The organism is Gordonia sp. VNK1 (assembly GCF_040049135.1).
Taxonomy (GTDB): Bacteria; Actinomycetota; Actinomycetes; order Mycobacteriales; family Mycobacteriaceae; genus Gordonia; species Gordonia oleivorans.
This window is the reverse complement of sequence record NZ_JBDZDJ010000029.1, coordinates 1-21,199: the sequence shown is the minus strand read 5'-3', so window position 1 is coordinate 21,199 and position 21,199 is coordinate 1. Positions and strand designations below refer to the sequence as shown.

At 66.2% G+C, this 21,199-nt stretch carries 18 protein-coding genes; 6 read left to right on the top strand and 12 right to left on the bottom strand.

Annotated elements, in window-relative coordinates:
• Nucleotides 1-96 precede the first annotated feature (96 nt).
• Both ABLE94_RS23985 and ABLE94_RS23980 read right to left on the bottom strand, forming a co-directional pair.
• The gene (locus tag ABLE94_RS23985; RefSeq protein WP_348810095.1) at nt 97-1,245 is read right to left on the bottom strand and encodes a DUF5685 family protein; all 1,149 of its coding nucleotides are present in this window, start codon (nt 1,243-1,245) and stop codon (nt 97-99) included.
• A 95-nt stretch (nt 1,246-1,340) separates the two neighbouring features.
• Nucleotides 1,341-2,597, bottom strand: a complete 1,257-nt coding sequence (locus tag ABLE94_RS23980) for a cytochrome P450 (protein ID WP_348810094.1) — start codon at nt 2,595-2,597, stop codon at nt 1,341-1,343.
• A 174-nt stretch (nt 2,598-2,771) separates the two neighbouring features.
• On the opposite strand from ABLE94_RS23980, the gene ABLE94_RS23975 reads away from it, so the two are divergent.
• Nucleotides 2,772-3,413, top strand: coding sequence for a TetR/AcrR family transcriptional regulator (locus ABLE94_RS23975; RefSeq protein ID WP_348810093.1), 642 nt, complete (start codon nt 2,772-2,774; stop codon nt 3,411-3,413).
• Nucleotides 3,414-3,433: 20 nt separating this feature from the next.
• Here the strand turns inward: ABLE94_RS23975 and ABLE94_RS23970 are convergent, their stop codons facing one another.
• Together ABLE94_RS23970 and ABLE94_RS23965 are read right to left on the bottom strand one after the other, a co-directional pair.
• A complete protein-coding gene (locus tag ABLE94_RS23970; protein WP_348810092.1) occupies nt 3,434-3,913 on the bottom strand; it encodes a nitroreductase family deazaflavin-dependent oxidoreductase in 480 nt (159 codons plus the stop codon).
• A gap of 3 nt (nt 3,914-3,916) precedes the next feature.
• Entirely contained in the window at nt 3,917-5,080 is a 1,164-nt protein-coding gene (locus ABLE94_RS23965) for a steroid 3-ketoacyl-CoA thiolase (protein WP_348810121.1), read from the bottom strand.
• Nucleotides 5,081-5,500: 420 nt separating this feature from the next.
• On the opposite strand from ABLE94_RS23965, the gene ABLE94_RS23960 reads away from it, so the two are divergent.
• Together ABLE94_RS23960 and ABLE94_RS23955 are read left to right on the top strand one after the other, a co-directional pair.
• Entirely contained in the window at nt 5,501-6,688 is a 1,188-nt protein-coding gene (locus ABLE94_RS23960) for a cytochrome P450 (protein WP_425476268.1), read from the top strand.
• Between the two features lie 11 nt (nt 6,689-6,699).
• Nucleotides 6,700-7,164, top strand: coding sequence for a nuclear transport factor 2 family protein (locus ABLE94_RS23955; RefSeq protein WP_348810090.1), 465 nt, complete (start codon nt 6,700-6,702; stop codon nt 7,162-7,164).
• A 10-nt stretch (nt 7,165-7,174) separates the two neighbouring features.
• Here the strand turns inward: ABLE94_RS23955 and ABLE94_RS23950 are convergent, their stop codons facing one another.
• From ABLE94_RS23950 to ABLE94_RS23935, 4 genes are all read right to left on the bottom strand, one after another.
• Complete coding sequence (locus ABLE94_RS23950) at nt 7,175-7,990, bottom strand: hypothetical protein (protein ID WP_348810089.1); 816 nt, start codon at nt 7,988-7,990, stop codon at nt 7,175-7,177.
• A gap of 243 nt (nt 7,991-8,233) precedes the next feature.
• A complete protein-coding gene (locus ABLE94_RS23945; protein WP_348806593.1) occupies nt 8,234-9,412 on the bottom strand; it encodes a thiolase family protein in 1,179 nt (392 codons plus the stop codon).
• Nucleotides 9,412-10,461, bottom strand: a complete 1,050-nt coding sequence (locus ABLE94_RS23940) for a thiolase family protein (protein WP_348810088.1) — start codon at nt 10,459-10,461, stop codon at nt 9,412-9,414. Before ABLE94_RS23940 ends, ABLE94_RS23945 begins: the two co-directional genes overlap by 1 nt.
• A gap of 49 nt (nt 10,462-10,510) precedes the next feature.
• The gene (locus ABLE94_RS23935; protein ID WP_348806595.1) at nt 10,511-11,551 is read right to left on the bottom strand and encodes a Zn-ribbon domain-containing OB-fold protein; all 1,041 of its coding nucleotides are present in this window, start codon (nt 11,549-11,551) and stop codon (nt 10,511-10,513) included.
• 87 nt (nt 11,552-11,638) lie between these two features.
• On the opposite strand from ABLE94_RS23935, the gene ABLE94_RS23930 reads away from it, so the two are divergent.
• Complete coding sequence (locus tag ABLE94_RS23930) at nt 11,639-12,676, top strand: LLM class F420-dependent oxidoreductase (RefSeq protein WP_348806596.1); 1,038 nt, start codon at nt 11,639-11,641, stop codon at nt 12,674-12,676.
• A gap of 108 nt (nt 12,677-12,784) precedes the next feature.
• On the opposite strand, the gene ABLE94_RS23925 is transcribed toward ABLE94_RS23930, so the two are convergent.
• From ABLE94_RS23925 to ABLE94_RS23915, 3 genes are all read right to left on the bottom strand, one after another.
• Nucleotides 12,785-14,254: a cytochrome P450 gene (locus ABLE94_RS23925; protein WP_348810087.1), complete on the bottom strand. Its 1,470-nt coding sequence runs from the start codon at nt 14,252-14,254 to the stop codon at nt 12,785-12,787.
• A gap of 70 nt (nt 14,255-14,324) precedes the next feature.
• Nucleotides 14,325-15,320 (bottom strand): TIGR03617 family F420-dependent LLM class oxidoreductase, encoded by a 996-nt coding sequence (locus tag ABLE94_RS23920; protein ID WP_348810120.1) that lies wholly within the window; start codon nt 15,318-15,320, stop codon nt 14,325-14,327.
• A gap of 23 nt (nt 15,321-15,343) precedes the next feature.
• Nucleotides 15,344-16,165, bottom strand: coding sequence for a crotonase/enoyl-CoA hydratase family protein (locus ABLE94_RS23915; protein ID WP_348810086.1), 822 nt, complete (start codon nt 16,163-16,165; stop codon nt 15,344-15,346).
• Nucleotides 16,166-16,235: 70 nt separating this feature from the next.
• Here ABLE94_RS23915 and ABLE94_RS23910 point away from each other — a divergent pair, with 70 nt between their 5' ends.
• A complete protein-coding gene (locus tag ABLE94_RS23910; RefSeq protein ID WP_348810085.1) occupies nt 16,236-17,918 on the top strand; it encodes an acyl-CoA synthetase in 1,683 nt (560 codons plus the stop codon).
• The gene (locus tag ABLE94_RS23905) at nt 17,915-19,054 is read left to right on the top strand and encodes an NAD(P)H-dependent flavin oxidoreductase (protein WP_348806600.1); all 1,140 of its coding nucleotides are present in this window, start codon (nt 17,915-17,917) and stop codon (nt 19,052-19,054) included. The genes ABLE94_RS23910 and ABLE94_RS23905 overlap by 4 nt, the downstream gene beginning before the upstream one ends.
• A gap of 248 nt (nt 19,055-19,302) precedes the next feature.
• Here the strand turns inward: ABLE94_RS23905 and ABLE94_RS23900 are convergent, their stop codons facing one another.
• Nucleotides 19,303-20,883, bottom strand: coding sequence for an HNH endonuclease signature motif containing protein (locus ABLE94_RS23900; protein WP_348810084.1), 1,581 nt, complete (start codon nt 20,881-20,883; stop codon nt 19,303-19,305).
• Nucleotides 20,884-21,199 lie beyond the last annotated feature (316 nt).

Sequence of the window (21,199 nt, the reverse complement as noted above, 5' to 3'; positions counted from 1 at the left end):
GAAGAACGGCGCCCACTCGATGAAGAACGGCGCCCACTCGATGAAGAACGGCGCCCACTCGACGGGGGTAGAGCGCACGATACGGGCGCGGACGACTCAGGGGCAGTCGCAACAATCGCAATCGCAGCAGTCGCAATCGCAGTCGTCGCAGTCGCAGCACTCGCTCTTCCACTTGTCGCTGCAGTGATTCCAGTGGTCGGTGCAGCAGGCCCGGCCCGAGCAGGTGGTCCACACGAACGGCCCGAGGCGCTCAAGGAATCCGCGGTTGGGCCGGAAAGGTGGTGGGTACGGCCATGATTCGGGATAGTCCGGGGGTGGAAACGGGGGCCATCCGGTGGGATTGGGGTAGGCGGCCTCTGGGGAGTGGTTGTGGCACAGCGAAACAAGTCCGCGGCTACGTGAGCGTCGGGAGATGGCGCGGTGCAACCCGTCGAGGAGGACCGCCCGCAGTAGCCGGTCATCTTCGAGGCGGAGCAGTTCGTATCGACGGCGGATGGCCTTGGCCATTCGCCGGCAGTCGGCCAGTGCCGAGGCGACGTCGGTATCAGTGGCGCGCAGCGGATTGAAGACGCCTTCGGTGAGGTCGGTGTCGTAGTCGTCGATGGCGTCCAGCAGATGGGCGATCGCGCCGAAGTCGGCGCCGATCGCCGCGAGATGGTCGCGATTGCCCGGGGTGCCGGCGGCGTCGGCGGTCGCGGCGAAGACGTCGGCGCAGACCTGAGCGGCCGGTGACAGGATCTCGTGCAGATCGGTGGAACCGGATTCGATGTCGGCCTGACGGGCGAGGGTGGCCATCATGTCGTCGATGGACAGGTCCGTCGACGACGAAGATCTGGCCGCGGCGCGGTGCAGCCGCCTTGCCGCGACTCCGGCGGCAACCGCGCGGACGCGCGATCGCGGAGCCAGGCCGTGGGCCTGCTCGGCGGGAATGTCGGCGGCCTTGCCCGCGGCCAGGGTCAGGGAAGCGGTGGCGGCCAATCGAATTCCCGGGTCCGCGCCGACCATGACCTCGGCACGACGCATCGCCCGCAGTGGGCATCGTCCGGCGGTGGTCAGCTCGGCCGGCACGCTGCGCTGCGCAGCCGTGAGCACCGAGATCATCACCGCGTCGGTGTTTGTGGTCAGCCGCGAGGCCTGCCCGTGGGAATCGCGCAGTTCCAGGCACAATCCACACAGATGCGCGCGCCACAGCTCGGCGAGTTCATCGTCGAGTGTGTGGCGGCATGGTTGCAGGACCCCGAACATGGCGACATCCAATCACTTTGCGTGAACGTCCACCAGCGGAGCGGGCCGACGGGTATGTCGGATGGCGTACCCGGTCGGCCTCTCTACGCGGAGCCTCAGTGCGCCACCGGGCAGGCGGAGTAGCGGACCGGTAGCTCCTTCACCCCGTTCAGCCAGCCCGAACGGACTCGACGCATCTCGCCGACGCGTGAGATGTCCGGCAGAACGTCGGCGATCGCATCGAAGATCAGGTTCAGTTCCAGCCGGGCCAGGTTTGCGCCGATGCAGAAGTGGGCGCCATTGCCGCCGAAGGCCAAGTGCGGATTGGGATCTCGAAGAATATTGAAGGTGAACGGATCGTCGAAGACGTCCTCGTCGTAGTTGGCGGAACTGTAGAACAGGCCGACGCGCTGGCCCTTGGCGATCGGCACCCCGCCGAGTTCGGTGTCGGCCAGGGCGGTGCGCTGGAACGCGTTGACCGGAGTCGACCAGCGCAGGATCTCGTCGACGGCCGTCCGGGGCCTGCTGTCGCGGAACAACTTCCACGCGTCGGGATGGTCGAGGAAGGCGTTCATGCCGTGCGTCGTCGCGTTGCGGGTGGTCTCGTTGCCGGCGGTCATCAGCAGGATGACGAAGAACCCGAACTCCATCTCGTCGAGCGCCTCACCGTCGATGTCGGCCTGCACGAGGGTGGTGACGATGTCCTCGGCCGGATTCTTCCGGCGTTCCTCGGCCATCTGGTAGGCGTAGCCGAGGAGTTCGGCGTTGGCGACGGTCGGTTCGATGGTCTGATCGGGATCGTCGGAGTTGATGATGGCGTCGACGAGTTCGTGAATCCGCGGGCGATCGGGGATCGGCACCCCGATGAGGTCCAGGATGGCCTGCAGCGGAAGGTGGATCGCGATGTCGTCGACGAAGTTTCCGGTATCGCGTGCCGCGGCCTCCTCGACGACCCGGCGGGCGGTGTCGTGTAGTCGCTCCTCCAACGCGCCGACGGCCTTGGGCGTGAAGATCCGCGAGATGATCTTGCGTAAACGAGTGTGCTCCGGCGGATCATGGTTGATGAGAAGGGCCTTGGTGAACTCGATCTGATCGGCCGTGACGTACTCGGGTAGCCGGATGATCGCGCCGTTGGCGTTGGCGGACCACAGCGCGGAGTTCTTGGAGATCTCGCGGATGTGCTGATGCTTGGACACCACCCAGAAGCCGCCGTCATGGAATCCGCCGCCGGTGCCCGGCGCCTGGGCGTTCCACCACACCGGGGCGGTGGAACGCAGCTGTGCGAACTCGTCGAGGGGCAGACCCCGCTCGAGGAGGTCGGGGTCGGTGAAGTCGAAGCCCGGACCGAAGGGGCAGGTGGTGGCTGCGGTCATGGTTGTCCTCCCGGCGCGGATCGCGAGCCGTGCAGAAATCCGCCAAGTGATGTGTCGTGAGTCACCTCACCATACACCTATTCAAGTCCGTATGGTCAACAGATCCGGGACCCGATCAGAGTCCGACGCGCTAGGGTGAGCATCCATGGGGCGGACGGGACACGAGGGACGCTGATGCGCACACATGGATGGTCTGGTCGCCCACCGGCCACCGACGACGAAGCCGCGGCCCGGATCCTCTCGGCCACGCGGGAGGTCATCGACGAACGCGGCGAGGCGACCAAACTCGCCGACGTCGCACGCCTGCTCGGGGTCACCCGGCAAACCGTGTACCGCTACTTCCCCAGCACCGAAGCCCTTCTCGCCGCGACCGCCATCGACGCCGTCGGTGGCTTCCTCGACGGAATCGCCGCCCGACTGGCGGGCGTCACCGAACCCGACGTCGCCATCATCGAAGGTGTTCTCGCCGTCCTCGACTCCGTCGCGCAGGACCGATACATGGGCATCCTCCTGCGGCCCGGACATCAGAGTCTCCCGGTGATCGGGGAGATCACCTCCGGCGGTGCACGAGTGTTCGCGCGAACCATGGTCGATCGGATGGATGTCGACTGGGCCGGCCGCGGATACACCGACGCCGACAAGGAACTCATCGTCGAAATCGTGCTGCGCACACTGCAATCACTCATCATCGACCCCGGCGACGACAGTCGCTCCGAGGCCGGCCGTCGCGCACTACTCGACCGGTGGCTCGGTGCCGCGGTCCGGGCTATGCCGACGACCGCGGCGGCCGAGACGGCCGAGATTCGTTCTCGCTGAGATTACTTGGCACTGGGACCTCAGCGTGGTTGGCAGATGACCACCGGGATGGTCCGCTCCGTCCAGGAATCGTAGGTGTCGAAGTCCGGATACAGCTCCACGAGCTGCGGCCACAACTCATCCCGCTCGGCGGCGTCGGCGGTGCGCGCGGTGAGTTCGTGACGATCGCGGCCCACCTCGATCGTCACCTCGGGGTTATCCCGCAGATTCAGATACCACGCCGGATTCTTCGCCAAACCGCCCTGGGACGCCACGACGATGAAATCCTTTCCGCGGCGCAGATAGAGGAGTGGGGCGGTGCGGGGTTTGCCCGACTTTCGGCCCGTCGTCGTCAACAGGCACAACGACACCGGCTTGCGGAAGCCGGCACCGATGCGCCACTTGTTGCCGAGGCGGCCGCCGCTGATCCGATAGATCGCGGTGTTGAACCGCGAACCCACCTTGATCAGCTTCGCGACGACCGGCGAATCCAGTTGGTCGGGGCGGTTGTCGGCGTCCACGGATCAGATGCGTTCGAGGATCGTGCCGGTCGCCATGGCGCCGCCGGCGCACATGGTGATCAGTGCGGTCTCCTTGTCGGTCCGTTCCAGTTCGTGCAGGGCCGTCGTGATCAGGCGAGAACCGGTGCTACCCACCGGATGTCCGAGGGCGATGGCGCCGCCGTTGACGTTCACCCTGTCCATGTCGGCGCCGTGTACCTGTGCCCAGCTCAACACCACCGATGCGAACGCCTCGTTGATCTCCACGAGATCGAGGTCGGACAACGACATTCCGGCCTTGGCCAGCACCCGTTCGGTCGCCTGCACCGGACCGTCGAGATGGAAATGCGGTTCCGCACCGACGAGAGCCTGCGCGCGAAGCCGGGCCCGCGGGGTCAGACCGAGTTCCCGTGCCTTCGCCTCATCCATCAGCAGGACGGCCGCGGCGCCGTCGGAGATCTGCGATGACGTTCCCGCGGTATGGATTCCACCGTCGATCATCGGCTTCAGCGAACCGAGAGTCTCCAGTGTGGTCTCGCGCAGTCCCTGATCGCGCGTCACGTCGAGGACGTTGCCGGTGAACTCGCCCTCCTTGGTGCGTTCGGGTGCCTTGAGGCTCAACACCTCTCGATCGAAGCGGCCTTCGTCCCAGGCCTTCCGCGCATTCTGCTGACTGCGCAGGCCGAGGGCATCGATGTCGTCCCGGGTGATCCCGCGTCGCCGGGCGATCCGCTCGGCCGCCTCGAACTGGTTGGGCATGTCGATGTTCCACGAATCGGCGTGGTACGGCCCGGCCGACGTGCCGACGTTCGCGCCGAGGGGCACCGTCGTCATCGTCTCCACCCCGCAGGCGACACCGACCTCGATGGTGCCGGTGGCGATGAGGCCCGCGATGAGGTGATTGGCCTGCTGTGCCGAACCGCACTGGCAATCGATGGTCGTCGCACCGGTCTGCTCGGGTAGGCCCGCCGCCAGCCACGCCTTCCGGGTGATGTTCCCGGCCTGGCCGCCGGCCTGCGTCACACATCCGCCGATGGTCTGCTCGACGAGGGCAGGATCGATCCCGGCCCGCTCGAGCAGGCCGCGTTGGGTAAGGCCGAGTAGTTCCTCGGCATGCAGGCCCGACAACCAGCCGGCTCGCTTACCTATCGGTGTCCGCACCGCTTCGACGATCACCGGGACGCCCATGGTCATGTCCTTTCAAGGTTACCGACATCTTCGCCCAAACTAGAACATGTTTCAGTTTGAGTCCAGGCCTCGGGGCGGGGTGGAAGCCGCAGGTGGCGATGTCTCGATCATCCCTGGACATCAGTCCTGTAAACGCGGACTTGGACGGTCGCCCAAATCACAAAAGGGACGCTCGTCTGGGGCGATCGTCCAGAAAAAAGTAGAACGAGTTCTCGTCTTGGCCGGTGTACGTGTGTACCGTGGGTCACACATGAGACCGAAACCGGATCTCATCTCACGCAGGAAACGACAGGTGGTGTGGCAGTGGTCAAGACCGTCAACGTTTCCGCAGAGGAATCGTCAGCAGGCGCTTCATCTGCGGAGGGGGCGAACAGACTCGCCTTCACGCAGCAGGAGGGATGGGATTTCACCAACCCTGAGCTGCTCGAACAAGGGCTGCCGCTGCAGGAGTTCGCGGCGTTGCGCAAGACGGCGCCGGTCTGGTGGAATGCGCAACGGCCGGGCAAGGGGGGTGGCTTCCACGACGGCGGCTATTGGGTGGTCTCCAAGCACGCGCACATCCGCGAGATCTCCAAGAACAACGCCGACTGGTCCACGGCGAGCAACGGCGTCATCATGCGCTTCGACGACGACATGCCGCAGGACCAACTCGACGTCACCAAAGCGCTGCTGATCAACCACGATCCGCCGGATCACACCCGGCTGCGCAAGCTGGTTTCCAAGGCCTTCACCCCGCGCGCGGTTCAGGCACTGGAGGAGAAGCTCGACGACGCGGCACGGACCATCGTCAAGCAGGCCGCGGATAGGGGAACCGGGGACTTCGTCCACGACGTCGCCGTCGACCTCCCCCTGCTGGCGATCGCCGATCTGCTCGGCGTGCCTGAGGCCGACCGCGTCAAGCTGTTCGACTGGTCGAACAACATGATGAATTACGACGATCCCGACTTCGCCGAGGATCCGCAGATGGCGTCGGCCGAGATTCTCGGCTACGGCTACACGATGGCCGAGGAGCGTCGCCGCAATCCCGTCGACGACATCGTCTCGGTGCTGGTCAATGCCGACATCGACGGCCAGAGCCTCGACGAGACCGAGTTCGGGTTCTTCTTCATCCTGCTCACCGTCGCCGGCAACGAGACCACTCGCAACGCGATCAGCCACGGCATGAACGCCTTCCTCGAACATCCAGATCAGTGGGAGCTGTTCAAGCGGGATCGTCCGGCCACCGCCGTCGACGAGATCGTCCGATGGGCGACACCGGTGAACTGCTTCCAGCGCACCGCCAAGCGGGACACCCAGATCGGTGGGGTCGACATCGCCGAAGGGGAGCGCGTCGGCCTGTTCTACGGATCGGCCAACTACGACGAGGACGTCTTCGAGGATCCGTACTTGTTCAACATCCTGCGAGATCCCAACCCGCACGTAGGGTTCGGCGGCAACGGTGCGCATTTCTGCGTGGGCGCCAACCTCGCACGTATGGAGATCAACCTGATGTTCAACGCGCTGGCCGATCTCGTTCCCGACATCACCCGCCTCGAGGTGCCGCGCCGGCTGCGGCACGGCTGGATCAACGGTGTCAAGGAACTGCAGGTCGACTACGGGACGAAGTGACAGCCGATCCCATGACGACAGCCAAAGAGGTTGGGGCCCAGAAGGGCCCGGCGTACCTGAACATCGACCGGGAGAACCATCCGGCGGTCGTCGCCGGACGGCGGTCACGCGAGTTCGTCGAAACCCGGGACAAGCAGGCCTGGGTGGACAACTTTGCCGCCGACGCCACGGTCGAGGACCCGGTCGGACCGTCGATGTTCGACGCCGAGGGAGTGGGATTCACCGGGCATCAACGGATCTCGGAGTTCTGGGATCTGTCGATCGGGACGACGGAGAAGATCGAGTTCGTTTTCGACGAGGAGATCATCTGTGGCAACGAGGTGGCCTACATCGGAAAGATCGTGACGCACATCGCCGGTCACATCTCTGAGGCACGAGGGGTGTTCACCTACCGGGCCGACGATGGTGGCAAACTGTCTGCGCTGCGGGCCTTCTGGGAGGTCGAGAAGACGATCAACTCGGTTCGTCCGGCCTGAGCGGTACCTCTCACCCGCTCACGGTTGGCGGCCGGGTCGGTCTGATTCGGTTCGTTTCGACTGAAAGTGGGGGAAGAGTTTTCTTCCCCCACTTTTCCTTTCGTCGGCCGACGACGACCTCGGGTTGGCGTTCCGGAACCGGAATCGAACCGGCCTCGACGATGACGCATTTGCTCACCGACTCGCCGATGCTCTCGGACTGATCACTCGTCAACGGCAATGCCGTGCGGAGCATCGCGATTCCATGCCGGCGGCGCATGGCATCGACGATCGGCATCACCTCGAAGGGTTGCTTGCGGATGCGGGCCTGGAAGAGGTCCGAGTCCAGGGCGCACACGGCCTCGCGGAACGTACCGGACCGGGCGAGGACGCACACCGTCCGGCCGATCGAGGTGACGGTCACGCCGTCGATCTCGACGAAGTCGGAGTCCGGGACACGTGCCTGGTGGATCACCAGTCCCCGGGAAGCGCGTCCCACGCGCTCCGAGGTGACATGCACGGTGGTGGTGTCCTTGTGCAGCAACGGGATATCGAGAACGGTGGCCGCGGACTGCTGGCTGAGGTACCGGCGTGGGCCACCGACGCGGACCGCGGCCCGGATCATCAGCCGGTAGCGTTCGTCGCGGCGGGTGTGGTCGTCGACGTCGTCGTCAGATGTCGTGTCCGGTGCGGTGTAGCCACCCCACCAGACGCGCCCGATGCTCCCGTCGCGCAGTTCGCGTCGAATCTCTGCGTCGCTGGTGCCCTGCCGGAGTAGGTTGCGGCGGAGGAGGAGTGGGTCGTCGGACGCCGGGGTCCGGTAGTCGAAGTCGTCGGAGGCGCTCATGCGACGATGATGGACCGGCGCGCGGCGATCGACGTTCGGCCATCCACACCTGTGGACGGAGCGTCGCCGGCGTGGCCGGTATGCGGGATACTGCGCGGCGTGGCCTGCGGAAAGTAGGGGAGGAACGTTCCTCCACCAGGAATCGACGCGCCCCTCAGGAGTTCCCGGCGGAGGACAGAAAAAGTGGGGGAAGAACGTTCTTCCCCCACCTTTCGTCGACGACGATCAGCCGAGCCGACGCGACTAGTGCACCGGCTTCTCCGCGCCCACCAGCCACATCGAAAAGTACTGCGAACCACCGCCGTACGCGTGGCCGAGGGCCTTGCGGGCGTCGGGGACCTGATGGGCGCCCGCCTTGCCCATCACCTGGATGGCGGCCTCGGCGAAGCGGATCATGCCGGATGCACCGATCGGATTCGACGACAGCACGCCACCGGACGCGTTGAGCGGGATGCGCCCACCGATCTCGGTTTCATGTGCCTCGGTGAGTTTCCAGCCCTCGTTCTCCGGGGCGAATCCCAGGTTCTCCAACCACATCGGCTCGAACCAGGAGAACGGGACGTAGATCTCGGCGACGTCGATCTCCTCGATCGGGTTGTCGATGCCGCCCGCCTTCCACAGTGCCGCCGCGGCGTCCCGACCGGCCTGCGGACTCACCACATTGCGATGTGCGAAGCTCAACGGCTCGGTGCGCATCGCGGTCGCGTGAATCCAGGCGACCGGATTACCCTGGGCAACAGCGGAATCTGCGACGTCCTCGGCGCCGATCACCACCGCACAGGCACCGTCCGACGATGGGCAGGTCTCGTCGTAGCGGATCGGATCCCACAGCATCTGCGATTCCATCACGCTCTCGGCGGTGATGTCGGGCTGATGCAGATGCGCCAGCGGATTCAGTGCACCGTTGCGGCGATCCTTGGCGGCCACCATCGCACCGATGTGTTCGGGTGCTCCCGACTGCCGGATGTAGGCACGCACGTGCGGGGCGAAGAATCCGCCGGCGCCTGCGCCCACCGGCTTGGTGAAGGGCACCGGAATCGACAACGCCCACATGGCATTCGATTCCGACTGCTTCTCCCAGGCGACGGCGAGCACCCGCTGATGCACCCCGGCGAACACCAGTGACGCGGCGACATTGGCCGTCGAACCGCCGACCGAGCCGGCGGTGTGCACCCGGATCATCCGCTTGCCGACGGCGCCGATGGCCTCGGCCATGGCGAGTTCGGGCATCATCGAACCCTCGAAGAGGTCGGGGGCCTTGCCGATGACGATGGCGTCGATGTCGTCGATGCTCACCTGGGCGTCGGCGAGGGCGGCGTCGATGGCCTCGCGGCACATGCCGGCCATCGTCACATCGTGACGTTTGGCGACGTAGCGGGTCTGCCCCGTCCCGAGGACGGCCGCGCGATTGTTGTGTGCCATCAGTTCGATTCTCCTGAGTTCGCGTCGGATGCCAGGGTGACCACCATGTTCTGCTGCAGCAGTGGACCGCTCGTCGCGTGGGCAACCGCCGTTCCGACGTTGCCGCCGATGATCTCGTGCGCGGCATAGCCGATACGCTGCAGGCCGGCGGAGAACAGTGAGTTGCCGGCCAGGGTGCCGCCCGACGGATTGATGCGGACCGAATCGGGCAGACCGAGCGCGTTGCGCACGATCAGTTCCTGATGGGTGTACGGCGCGCCGATCTCGGCGATGTCGACGGCGCGACTGCGGTTTCCGAAGGCGGTGTCACCGGCGAGCGTCGTCGACGGTGACACGGTGAGATCTCGTGCGCCGAAGTTGGGGGTGTCGATCCGGTGATCCCAGCCGGTGATGAACGCCGGGTTGGCGACGAGTTCCCGGGCCCGCCGTTCGGAGGCGATGATCACCGCGGCGGCGGCGTCGGTGTAGGGCGCGATGTCATGGGCGCGAAGCGGATTCGCGACGTACTCGGCGGCGAGGAGTTCGCCGACGGAGGCGCCGGAGGTGCGGGCGGCGACGGCGGCCATGTCGGCCTCGGTCCAGGTCCCGGCGTCGATGCCGGCGCGGGCCTGCAGCGCGGCCAGCGATCGGGCCTCGGGCCACAGCGGCGCAACGGTATACGGGTCGGTCTGCAGGGCCAGGGTGAGGTCGGCGTTGCCGGCGGTGGCCTTGCCGAAGCCGTAGGCCAGCGCCAGATCGACCTCGCCGGTGGCGATCTTGACCCACGCCTCATACAGCGCCCAGGCGCCGTCCATCTCCACATGCGACTCGTTGATCGGCGGCATGGCACCGATGGAGTCGATCGCCGAGATGAACGAGAAAGCGCGCCCGGCAAGGTAATCCGACGATCCACTGCACCAGAACTCGATGTCGGTGCGGGTGATGCCGAGTTCGGCGTAGAGCTTGGCGAAGCACGGGATCAACATCTCCACGCCGTTGGTGGTGCCGTGCGTCCCGACGACGTTCGGGCCGTGCGCGAACCCGACGATCGCTATCCGGGGGAGGGTCACAGGGTGCTCCTAGATCGAGAGGTGTGCGTGTCCGAAAGGTGGTGCGGGGTCACAGGAATGCCCGATACGACTCGTACTCGGCGTCGGGCTCCCCGGTGGGCCGGAAGTGACTGATGCTGCCCAGTGACAGTTCGCGTTCGCCCTCGGGCACCCAGACCGCCTCGACACGCATACCCATCCGGACCTCGTCGGCCGGGCAATCGAGGATCAGGTGCAGGAACGGGATGTCGGTGCCGTCGAGCAGGACATAGGCGGCGACGTAGGGCGGCTTGATCCGCTGTCCCTGGAACGGGACGTTGACGATGCAGAAGGTGGTGACGATGCCCTTGTCGGACAACTCAACTCGCTCGACAGACGGTGCGCCGTCGGACGGGCTGACCTTGCGCGGCGGGAAGTACACACGGCCGGCGTCGACCCCGGAGCCGATGCGGGTGCCGTAGAGCTTGCCCGCCTTCAGGCCCTGGAGATACCAGGTCTCCTCCTCGGTGGCCGAATGCGTGATGGCGGTGGTGATGGGTGTCGTGATCACCACGTTGCCGTTGTGGGGGAGGTCGTCGTCGGAGGTGTTGGGCGCCGCGACGGCCGGGGTGTCACCCGGTGCGAAGTGGCTGATGTCGTCGATGCGGCCGGTGCGCGCGGCACGCCACACCGCGTGCACGCGCATGCCGGTGCTCAGGTCGTCGGGGGAGTCGACGCGCAGGGCGTGCAGCAGCGCGGTGTCGGCGCCGTCGAGCCGGATCAGCGCCCACGCGAAGGGGGTGTCGAACGGTTGCGGTTCGGCGGGCACCGGATTCCACGTCCACGTCGTCACGGTGCCGACGGCGGCGACGTCGACGAGGTCGGTGGTGGCCTTGCCGGTGGAGGGGTCGAATTCCACCGGCGGGACCGACACGGTGCCGTCGGAGTTCTTCGAGCCGACGATCCGGCCGTCGCGCAACCCGAGCGCGAACTGTGACAGGACCGGCCCGAGCGACCGGGTGTAGCCGAAGGTGTTGGTCAACGGCGCGGTGAGGATGGTCGTCTCCGGTTCGGGAACCGTGGCGACGGGACTCGATGGGCCGTCGTGGGTGTCAGTTGCGATGCTGCTCACACAATCGAGTAGAACACGTTCTAGTATTGGGCACAAGGCGCATGTCATCGCGCTTCTGATCGGTGCCACGAGAGGACGGCGACCATCGTGAAACTGTCGTTACAACTGGGCTATTGGGGAGCGGAACCGATCACGCACGCGCCCGCGCTCATCGCCGCGGCCGAGGAGAACGGGTTCGACTCCGTGTTCACCGCCGAGTCCTGGGGATCGGATGCCTACACGCCACTGGCGTGGTGGGGTGCGTCAACGTCACGGGTTCGGCTCGGTACCGCGGTCGCCCAACTCTCCGCCCGGCCGCCGACCTCCTTGGCGATGGCGGCGCTGACGCTGGATCACCTCTCGGGAGGGCGCCACATCATCGGACTGGGGGTGTCCGGGCCGCAGGTGGTCGAGGGCTGGTACGGGCAGCCGTTCGCAAAGCCGTTGGCGCGCACCAGGGAATACGTGGAGATCGTGCGGTCGGTGCTCGGACGGGAGGCGCCGGTGACCAGCGGCGGTCCGCACTACCCGTTGCCGTATCCCGCCGATGCGCCCGGCGCGACCGGTCTGGGGAAGGCGCTCAAGCCGATCACCCATCCACTGCGCGCCGACATCCCCATCTGGCTCGGCGCGGAGGGGCCGAAGAACGTGGCGCAGACCGCGGAGATCGCCGACGGGTGGCTGGCGATCTTCTACAGCCTGTCACTGGCCGATCAGTACGAGGAATGGCTTGCCGACGGATTCGCCCGGCCCGGTGCACGTCGCACCCGTGAGGACTTCGAGGTGGCGGCGACGGTGCAGATGGCCATCACCGACGACGTCGCGTCGGTCATCGATCGGTACCGGCCGTCGACAGCGCTCTACGTCGGCGGAATGGGCGCCAAGGAGAAGAACTTTCACGCCGAACTGTATCGGCGGATGGGTTACGGCGACGTCGTCGACGAGATCGGGAGGCTGTTCCTGGCGGGGCGCAAGGCCGAGGCGATCGCCGCCGTACCCGACGAGATGGTGCGCGAAACGTTGATCGCCGGGACCGCCGACGAGGTGCGCGACCAGATCAAGCAGTGGGAGGCCGCGGGCGTCGGCATGCTGATGGTGACCGCCCGCGATGTGGCGACCATCGAGCAGGTGGCGGGGTTGGTGTAGGCCCACTCGACGGGATGGGACGCCCACTCGACGGGATAGGGCGCCCACTCGACGGGATACGGCGCCCACTCGACGGGATACGGCGCCCACTCGACGGGATGGGACGCCTCAGCCGATGCCTGCCGTCGCCGGGATCGTCCGCTTCGTCAGCGACAGGTGGAAGTCCTTGGGCACCATGGTGAGTCGCTCGTCGACGGCCAGCTGGTAGCTCGGGTCGGCGGCCAGCTCGTAACGATGCAGGAGCCCGGCCAGAACCAGGACCGCCTCGTGCAGCGCGAACTGGCGACCGATGCACGCCCGCAGTCCCGCTCCGAACGGCTTGTAGCTGTGGGCGGGGCGCTTCTTCACGTTCTCGGCGAGGAAGCGGTCCGGATCGTAGACATCCGGGCGGTCCCACACCTCGGGGTCGCGGTGTACCAGACCGAGCATGATGACGGCCCAGTCCTGCGGTCGCATCCGGTACCGGCCGGCGATCTCGGTGTCGGCGCGGGGGCTGCGGGCGAAGGCGGGCACCGTCGGCCAGATCCGCAACGCCTCGTCGAGGCACCGTCGGATGTAGCGGAATTTGGGGACCTGCTCGAAGGTCGGCATCGCGGTCGGATCGTCGCCGAGGATGTCGTCGGCCTCCGCGCGGGCCCGCGCCAGGCACTCCGGGTTCTGCGAGAGGTAGTACAGGGTGAATGACAGTGCACCGGAGGTGGTTTCGTGCCCGGCGACGAGGAAGGTGAGGATCTGATACCGGATGTTGAGCATCGACAGTTTCTCGCCGGTCTCGGGATGGGCCACGTTGAGCATGATGCCGAGCAGGTCGTCCTGGCGGTGGTCGTCGGCGCGCTCGGCGATCACCTTGTCGAGCAGGGAGTCGATGTAGGCCTGGTGCTCGGCGTTGCGGTGGTCGAGATAGCGGGTCAGGAACCGGCCGCCGGGCGCGGTGCCGAGTCCGCCCTTGCGGCGCCCGGTTTCGAGTGCGCGAATCATCGCCGCCACAAACGGATGCTGCTCCGGCGAGGTGAACGACCCGAAGTCCCGACTGAACGCGGTGCGCGTCAGCGTCTCCATCGTCAGCTTCGTCATGTCCTGGGTGACGTCGGAATCGGTGGTGGCCCCCGAGTCGGTGGTGGCGCCGGCATCCGCGGCGCCGACGGCGCGACGATCCCAGTAGTCGAACAGTTCGCCCGCCGTGGCCGTCATCGTGGAGTGATACGACCGCATCGCCGCCTTGGTGAAGGCCGGCATCAGCAACTCGTGGGCGAGTTGCCAATTGGGCTCGTCGTTGAAGGCGGTGAACAGGCCGTCGCCGGCGTACTGGCGCAGGGCGGTGATGGCCGGCGGCAAGGCCTTGCAGAAACGGGTTTCGTCGCATAGCTCCGCGGTCAGTTCCGCCGACGCGACGAACACGAACTTCTGGCGGAAGACCTGCAGTTCGAAGATCGGGCCGAGTCTCGCGCCCCACTGCAGAACGCTGAGGATCGGATTGCGCGGATCGGACGCGCCGAGTTCGCCGATGATCGGCCGCCGCTTGGTGGGGTGCGGGAACCGCTGGCCGGACCAGTCGTTGTTCATGGGACGTCGGAGCATGTCCTAGACCCTGCCGTCGCCCAATGGCAGTGTCAATCTCTCACCGGGGTCGATCTCACCGGCGGCAACGTCACCGGACGGACAGCGCGTCGAGCACCTCGCCGAGCGTGCCGGTGGCGAGGGGGAAGGGCTGGCAGAGGGCCACCTCGTCGGCGATGCCGGCGATGCGGGCATGAACCCGCTCGGCGACCTGCACGGGTGTTCCGCGGGCGACGATCGTATCGAGGAGACCGTCGTCGATCAGTCCGGGCATCTCGTCCCATCGGCCGATCTTGGAGAGCCGATTGAGTTCCGGTTGCAGGTCGCCGTAGCCGTGCAGGTCGAGGACCGGACGGTAGGCGGGGGTGGAGCCGTAGAACGACAGGAGGCGGCGGGCGGCGGTGTCGTACTCGTTCTCGTCTCGGCCGGTCGCGACGATGATCTCGGGCATGATCGTGAACTCGGCGGCGGTGCGGCCGGCGTCGGCGAGACCGGCGGCGACCCTGGGGAGGATTGATTCGCGGACGAATCGGTCGCTGGTGAACGGCATGATCAGCAGGCCGTCGCAATGCCTCGCGACCGCGCGGGTCAGTTGCGGGCCGAGGGCACCGACCAGGATCGGGGGCCTGCCGTGCGGATTGGGTGGCGGGCTGAAGGTGGGCGTCATCAGGCGGTGACGATAGAAGTCGCCGTCGAAGTCGAGGCGGGTGCCGGTCTCCCAGCTGTCGAAGATCGCGTGGAGTGCGGCGACGAACTCGACCATCCGCCCGACCGGACGATCGAAGTCGGCGCCGAACCGTTTCTCGATCTGTGGCCGGATCTGGGTGCCGAGACCGAGGCGGAAACGTCCGTCGCTCAACAGTTGCAGATCGTTGGCCTGATGGGCGACGTGAATGGGGTTGCGGGGGAATGCGATCGCGACATTCGTCATCAGATCGACATCGTCGACCCGGGAGGCGAGTACCAAGGGGGTGAAGACGTCGTGCGGACCCTCGAAGGTGAACACGCCGCTCACGCCCGCGTCGCGCAGTGCGGTGGCCTGTGCGGCGGCACCGATCGGCGAGAAGAGCGCGGTCCAGACACGGATGGCCGAGTCGCCCACGATGTGTCCTATTCGCCGGTGAACACCGGTTTCTGTTTGGTGGCAAAGGATTTGGGCCCGACCTTGGCATCCTTGCTCTGGAACACCGAGATCCCGATCGGTGCCTCGACCTGGAAGGCATCGAGTTCGTGCATTCCTTCGGTTTCTCGGATGGTGCGCAGAATGGCCTGCACGGCGAGCGGACCGTTGGCGGCGACGGCCTCGGCGAGTTCGAGTGCTTTGTCCAACGCGGTGCCGTCGGGGACGACATGGCCGATCAGTCCGTACTCCTTGGCCTCGGCGGCGCTGATGTGGCGCCCGGTGAGGAGGATGTCGCAGGCGACCGTGTAGGGGATCTGCCGGACCAGCCGAACCGCGCTCCCGCCGAGCGGGAAGAGTCCCCAACGGGCCTCGGACACACCGAATTTTGCACTCTCGCCGGCGACCCGGATGTCGGTGCCCTGCAGGATCTCGGTGCCACCGGCGATGGCGGGTCCCTCGACAGCGGCGATCAGCGGTTTGGTCAGCCGTCGTCCCTTCAGGAGGGCGGGCAGCGACGCGGGGTCCCACGACCCGGACTTGACGGTGTCGCCAGGAGCGTTGCGCGACATGGCCTTGAGGTCCATCCCCGCGCAGAAGGCGCCACCCGCGCCGGTCAGGATCGCCACCCGGATCTCCGGATCGGAATCGACCCGATCCCAGGCCTCGGTCATGATCGCCATCATCTCCGACGAAAGGGCGTTGCGGGCCTCGGGCCGGTTCATCGTGACGATGAGGACATGCCCCCGCTGCTCGACGAGGCAGTGGGGGATGTGGTCGGTGGCGGACTCGGGCTGCGACAACGCGGTCATCTCGACCCCCAGATCGATCGATGTGGAAGAATCTCTTGCCGGAAACAGTAACACGTTCTAATTTTGACTCATGGCTTTCACCATCGGCGACCTCATCGAGCATGCGGTCGACCTCATGCCCGACCGCACCGCACTCGAGTCCGGCGACCGCGCCCGTACCTATGCCGAACTCGAGGAGCGCAGTAACGCGCTGGCCCACAAGCTTCAGGAACTCGGCGTCGCGCCGGGCGACGCCGTGGGGCTGTACAGCAGAAACACCATTGAATCCGTCGAGGCGATGGTCGCGATCTTCAAGGCCCGGGCGGTGATGGTCAACGTCAACTACCGCTACGTCGAGGCCGAACTCGATCACATCTTCAGTGACTCCGGGATGAAAGTGCTCATCCATGAGCGGCAGTACTCGCCACGCGTCTGCAACGTGTTATCGAATCGGGCCGACTATGGCGGAGCAGACCTGGCGGTCGAACATCGGATCGTGATCGAGGATGGCAGCGACGTCGACGTGACATGCGCGGACGCGGTGGCGCCGGCGATCGCCTACGAGGACGCGATTGCCGAATCGTCGACCGCGCGCGACTTCGGGGACCGCTCCAACGACGATCTGTACATGCTCTACACCGGCGGCACCACCGGGAAGCCGAAGGGCGTGGTGTGGCGGCAGGAGGACGTCTGGCGGGTACTCGGCGGCGGCATCGAGTGGTACACCGGTGAGCCGGTCACCGACGAATGGGAACACGCCAAGACCGGCGCCGCCGGCGGGCAGCTGGTGCGGTTCCCGATCCCGCCCTTCATCCACGGCGGTTCGCAGTGGGCGGTCTTCCAGGCGCTCTTCGGCGGTGGAAAAGCTGTGGTGTACCCGGACTTTGACGCTCACTCCGTGTGGGAGGCGGTCGGTCGGCACGGTGTGAACGTCATCTTCATCACCGGAGATGCCATGGGGCGCCCCATGATCGAGGCGCTCGAACAGCGTGACCACGACACCTCGACGGTGGTGTCGGTGGCCAGTTCGGCGTGCCTGTTCTCGCCGAGCGTCAAGGAACAGTTCCTCGCCAAGTTCCCGAACGCCGTCATCATCGACGCCATTGGTTCGTCGGAGACCGGATTCGGTGGACTGGGCGTCGTTGCCAAGGGTCAATCGCACGTCGGGGCGCCACGGGTCAACGCCGACAAGCAGACTCACGTGTTGCGCGAGGACGGCACCCGCGTGGAACCCGGCAGCGGCGAGGTCGGTGTGCTGGCGCGCACCGGCCACATCCCGCTGCGCTATCACAACGATCCGGAGAAGTCGGCGAAGACGTTCAAGGTGTTCCACGGGGTTCGCTACTCGATCCCCGGCGACTTCGCGCAGGTCGAGGCCGACGGCAGCATCACCCTGCTCGGCCGCGGATCGGTGTCGATCAACACCGGCGGGGAGAAGGTGTTCCCCGAGGAAGTGGAAGCGGCGCTGAAGGCGCATCCCGACGTCTTCGACACCGTCGTCGTCGGCGTGGCCGACCCCCGCTTCGGTCAGCGGGTCGGGGCGGTGATCGCGACACGCGACGATGCCCGACCGTCGGTGACCGAGCTCTCCGACGTCGTCCGAAAAGAGTTGGCCGGCTACAAATCCCCGCGCAGTGTCTGGTTCGTGGATGCGATCAAACGGTCACCGGCGGGTAAACCCGACTACCGGTGGGCGGTCTCGGTTGCCGAGGGCCGACCTGCCGACACCACCATCGAGGATGCCCGCGCGGCGGTTACGGAGACCACGAAATGAAAACCGATCTGGCGACACGCTTCGGCATCGACTATCCGATCTTCGGCTTCACGCCCAGTCAGCATGTGGCGGCGGCGATCAGCCGGGCCGGTGGCCTCGGCGTGCTGGGCTGCGTGCGGTTCAACGATCCCGACGAACTCGACGAGGTCCTCGAGTGGATGCACGAGAACACCGACGGCAAACCGTTTGGCGTCGACGTGGTGATGCCGGCCAAGATCCCCACCGAGGGAAGCCATGTGGATCTCGACGCGATGATCCCGCCGGAACACCGCGCCTTCGTCGAGCGCACCCTCGACGATCTCGGCGTCCCGCCGCTGCCCGACGGTGATCGCGTCAATGCCGGTGTCCTCGGGTGGCTGCACTCGGTGGCCCGCTCGCATGTCGATGTGGCGATGACCCATGCCGACAAGTACGGGCAGATCAAGCTCATCGCGAATGCGCTCGGCTCGCCGCCGGCCGATGTGATCCAGACGTCCCATGACCATGGTGTGCTGGTGGCGGCCCTCGCGGGTGCGAAAGACCATGCGCTGCATCATGTCGACGCGGGTGTCGACATCGTCATCGCCCAGGGTTACGAGGGTGGTGGGCATACCGGCGAGGTCACGTCGATGATCCTGTGGCCCGAACTCGTCGACGCCGTCGGCGACCGCGCCCCGGTCCTCGCCGCCGGTGGAGTGGGAAGTGGCCGACAGATCGCTGCGGCCATCGCCCTTGGTGCACAAGGTGTCTGGATGGGCACCTACTGGCTGACCGCCGCCGAGTACAAACTCGGTATGGCCGAGGGGCAGGAGGGTCCGTCGACGGTGCAGCAGGCGCTGCTGGATGCGACCTCGCGTGACACGGTGCGGCGACGGATCTACTCCGGCAAACCCGCCCGGCTGCTCAAGACCCGTTGGACCGACGCGTGGGATGCCGACAACGCTCCCGACCCGCTGCCCATGCCGCTGCAGAACATCCTGGTTTCCGAAGCGCACGCGCGGATTTCGGCGTCGGACGACCCCGGCGTCGTCGCGATGCCGGCGGGACAGATCGTCGGCCGGCTCAACGCCATCACACCGGTCGCCGAACTCATCGCCGACATGGTCAGCGAGTACGAAGAGGCCGTCGGCCGGATGACGAAGACGTTGGAGGGGTAGGAGAGTAGCCGCGCCCGGTATGCCGAGCCGCCTCGTGCGATCCTGCGAGCCCGTGGTGTGTCACCGGGCCGAGCTCTGTCGACGTCGAGACCACGCAACCTGACGCCGGAAACATATTGCAGCACAATCTCACTCCCGCCGGTCGAGGTGCGAGGAGCCCCTGGGCGACGAGCCTCGAGACCACCCAACACGGGGCTGGAAACCGATCACAGCGCAACACCACCCGACGGCAGGCCAAAGCCAGCGTCTTACCGCGGATAGGTGGTGATGGTCTCCCCGGTGGCCGGGTCTCGCCAGATGACAGCCCGGTCCGACAGCATGGTGGGGATCAACAATCCCATGTGTTTTCGCTGATGGTCCGGGGTGCACAACGGCATCAGGTTGAATTCCACGGTCCAGCCACCGGTGATCGGATCCTGGTGCACGAATTTCACCAGGTGATCGATCTGGCATTCACTGGCCGGTCGGCCGCAATGCGGGTACCGGCAGGTGCCATCCAACTCGATGATCTTCTCCCGCAACCACGCTGGTATCCGATACGTCAACGCACCTGATGGCGGGAGAAGATGTCCACCGTGCCCGGTGGGGTCGATCGGTGGCGCGGGGAACGGATCGTCGAGGCGACGCCACGCCGCGGGTATCCGGTCCAGTGAGGTGGCGGTGTTGATGGTGGGGATGTCGAGGGTGGGAAACTCGCTGACGGTCACCAGCTGTCCCGAAGTGATCAACGAACGGGCGTGGGCGTCGTCCACAACGCCGAAGTACTCCAGCCGGGCTTCCCGTTGCCCGGACGGGTCGGTGATCAACGACAGCGACAACTGCGAATCGGTGTCGGTGTCGGTGTCGGGTTGCGACTCTTCGGTATCCGTTGCTGCACAGTCAGTGTCGTCGCCGGTGATTGTCTCGGCATCGGCGGTCACGTCGGCGTCCGCATCGACATCGCCAGACAGATCAGGCGCGTCGTCGTCGACATCGATGTCGAGGTCGGTCAGACCACTCGGCTCCTCCGGCAAGGGGATCGCCCGCGAGCAGTCGCCCCGCCCGCATTCACACGACAGGTGTGCCCCGGGCAGTCCCTGGATTTCGGCGAACGCCGCGACCTGCACCTGCCCCTGACGACGCGGATCACGCGGGCAGATCCGCTCACTGATCATCTTCGCGATCCGCGCCGCCAGATGGGCACCCATCTCCCCGGGGCCGTAGACAGAGATACTGCAGTGCCCGTTGGTGTCTCGGCGCACGCGAACGTTCTGATCGCGTGCGGCGGCTTCCTCGCGACGGTCGGCGGCGCCGTCGGGATCCAGGGCGATCACCATTTCGACGACCTGATCCCGCAGGGTCTTATCGGCCTGGTTACGTTCGGCGAGTTGCAGTGCACGGGTTTCGGCGAACGCGCGGGCATCGTCGTCGGACAGGACGGCGATCTCGTTGGCGATGATGCGGATACGTTCCAGGGAGTGGTCACCGTCGAGGAATGCGGCGGTCACCGTCGGGAGTGTCGACAGCAGGAAGCTCAACGTCATCCACGCCGTCGCTTGCGGCACCGACACACCCAGGGTGGTGGATACCTTGCCGGTGGCGGCCTTGTCGACGGCGCCGGTGGTGTGCACATTGGTCTGATGGCCTGAGAGCAGCATCTCGTCGTATACGGCGTGTCCGATCCGCGCCGCCGACAGCACTTTCCGAGCGATCACTTGCCGTTCCTGGCGTTGCAGCGAGCGGGCGAGTGCGGTGGCCGCCTCGACAGGGAGGTGATCGATCATGGCCGCGTCGGCGGCGGTCATCGACAGTTCCGGTGCCTTGCTGCTGCCAATGGTGTTGGTGGCCATAATGTTCACCTCCTCTGATCGGTCGGATCAACTGAACTGAGTCAAGTGTAGCGAGGGGGTACGACAACTATGTTGGCGCGGAATCGGTTGGGGGTGAGCGCTGTCAATGTCGGCAGAGCTGTGTTCGGTTGGCGGTGACCCGGTTTCGTCGTCGGGTTGCGGAGGTCTCGACTCGGTCCTCCGCTATCGCTCCGGACCGGCTAATGGGGGGAACTACTGGGTCTGGTTGACGTGAGTTGGCAGACTTGGTGGTGGTAGCTGCTACTGGGTGAGCACTCTTACCGGCTGGGCCTCGAGAGAGAGTTCTGGGTCGAGA

Bases quoted from the DNA above. Each gene is read 5' to 3' on its own strand.
- ABLE94_RS23905 (WP_348806600.1), top strand. From the start codon at position 17,915: ATGAAAACCGATCTGGCGACACGCTTCGGCATCGACTATCCGATCTTC.
- ABLE94_RS23975 (WP_348810093.1), top strand. From the start codon at position 2,772: ATGCGCACACATGGATGGTCTGGTCGCCCACCGGCCACCGACGACGAA.
- ABLE94_RS23900 (WP_348810084.1), bottom strand. From the start codon at position 20,883: ATGGCCACCAACACCATTGGCAGCAGCAAGGCACCGGAACTGTCGATG.
- ABLE94_RS23945 (WP_348806593.1), bottom strand. From the start codon at position 9,412: ATGGCACACAACAATCGCGCGGCCGTCCTCGGGACGGGGCAGACCCGC.
- ABLE94_RS23915 (WP_348810086.1), bottom strand. From the start codon at position 16,165: ATGACCGCGTTGTCGCAGCCCGAGTCCGCCACCGACCACATCCCCCAC.
- ABLE94_RS23950 (WP_348810089.1), bottom strand. From the start codon at position 7,990: ATGAGCGCCTCCGACGACTTCGACTACCGGACCCCGGCGTCCGACGAC.
- ABLE94_RS23980 (WP_348810094.1), bottom strand. From the start codon at position 2,597: ATGACCGCAGCCACCACCTGCCCCTTCGGTCCGGGCTTCGACTTCACC.
- ABLE94_RS23955 (WP_348810090.1), top strand. From the start codon at position 6,700: ATGACGACAGCCAAAGAGGTTGGGGCCCAGAAGGGCCCGGCGTACCTG.
- ABLE94_RS23965 (WP_348810121.1), bottom strand. From the start codon at position 5,080: ATGGGCGTCCCGGTGATCGTCGAAGCGGTGCGGACACCGATAGGTAAG.
- ABLE94_RS23910 (WP_348810085.1), top strand. From the start codon at position 16,236: ATGGCTTTCACCATCGGCGACCTCATCGAGCATGCGGTCGACCTCATG.
- ABLE94_RS23925 (WP_348810087.1), bottom strand. From the start codon at position 14,254: ATGCTCCGACGTCCCATGAACAACGACTGGTCCGGCCAGCGGTTCCCG.
- ABLE94_RS23985 (WP_348810095.1), bottom strand. From the start codon at position 1,245: ATGTTCGGGGTCCTGCAACCATGCCGCCACACACTCGACGATGAACTC.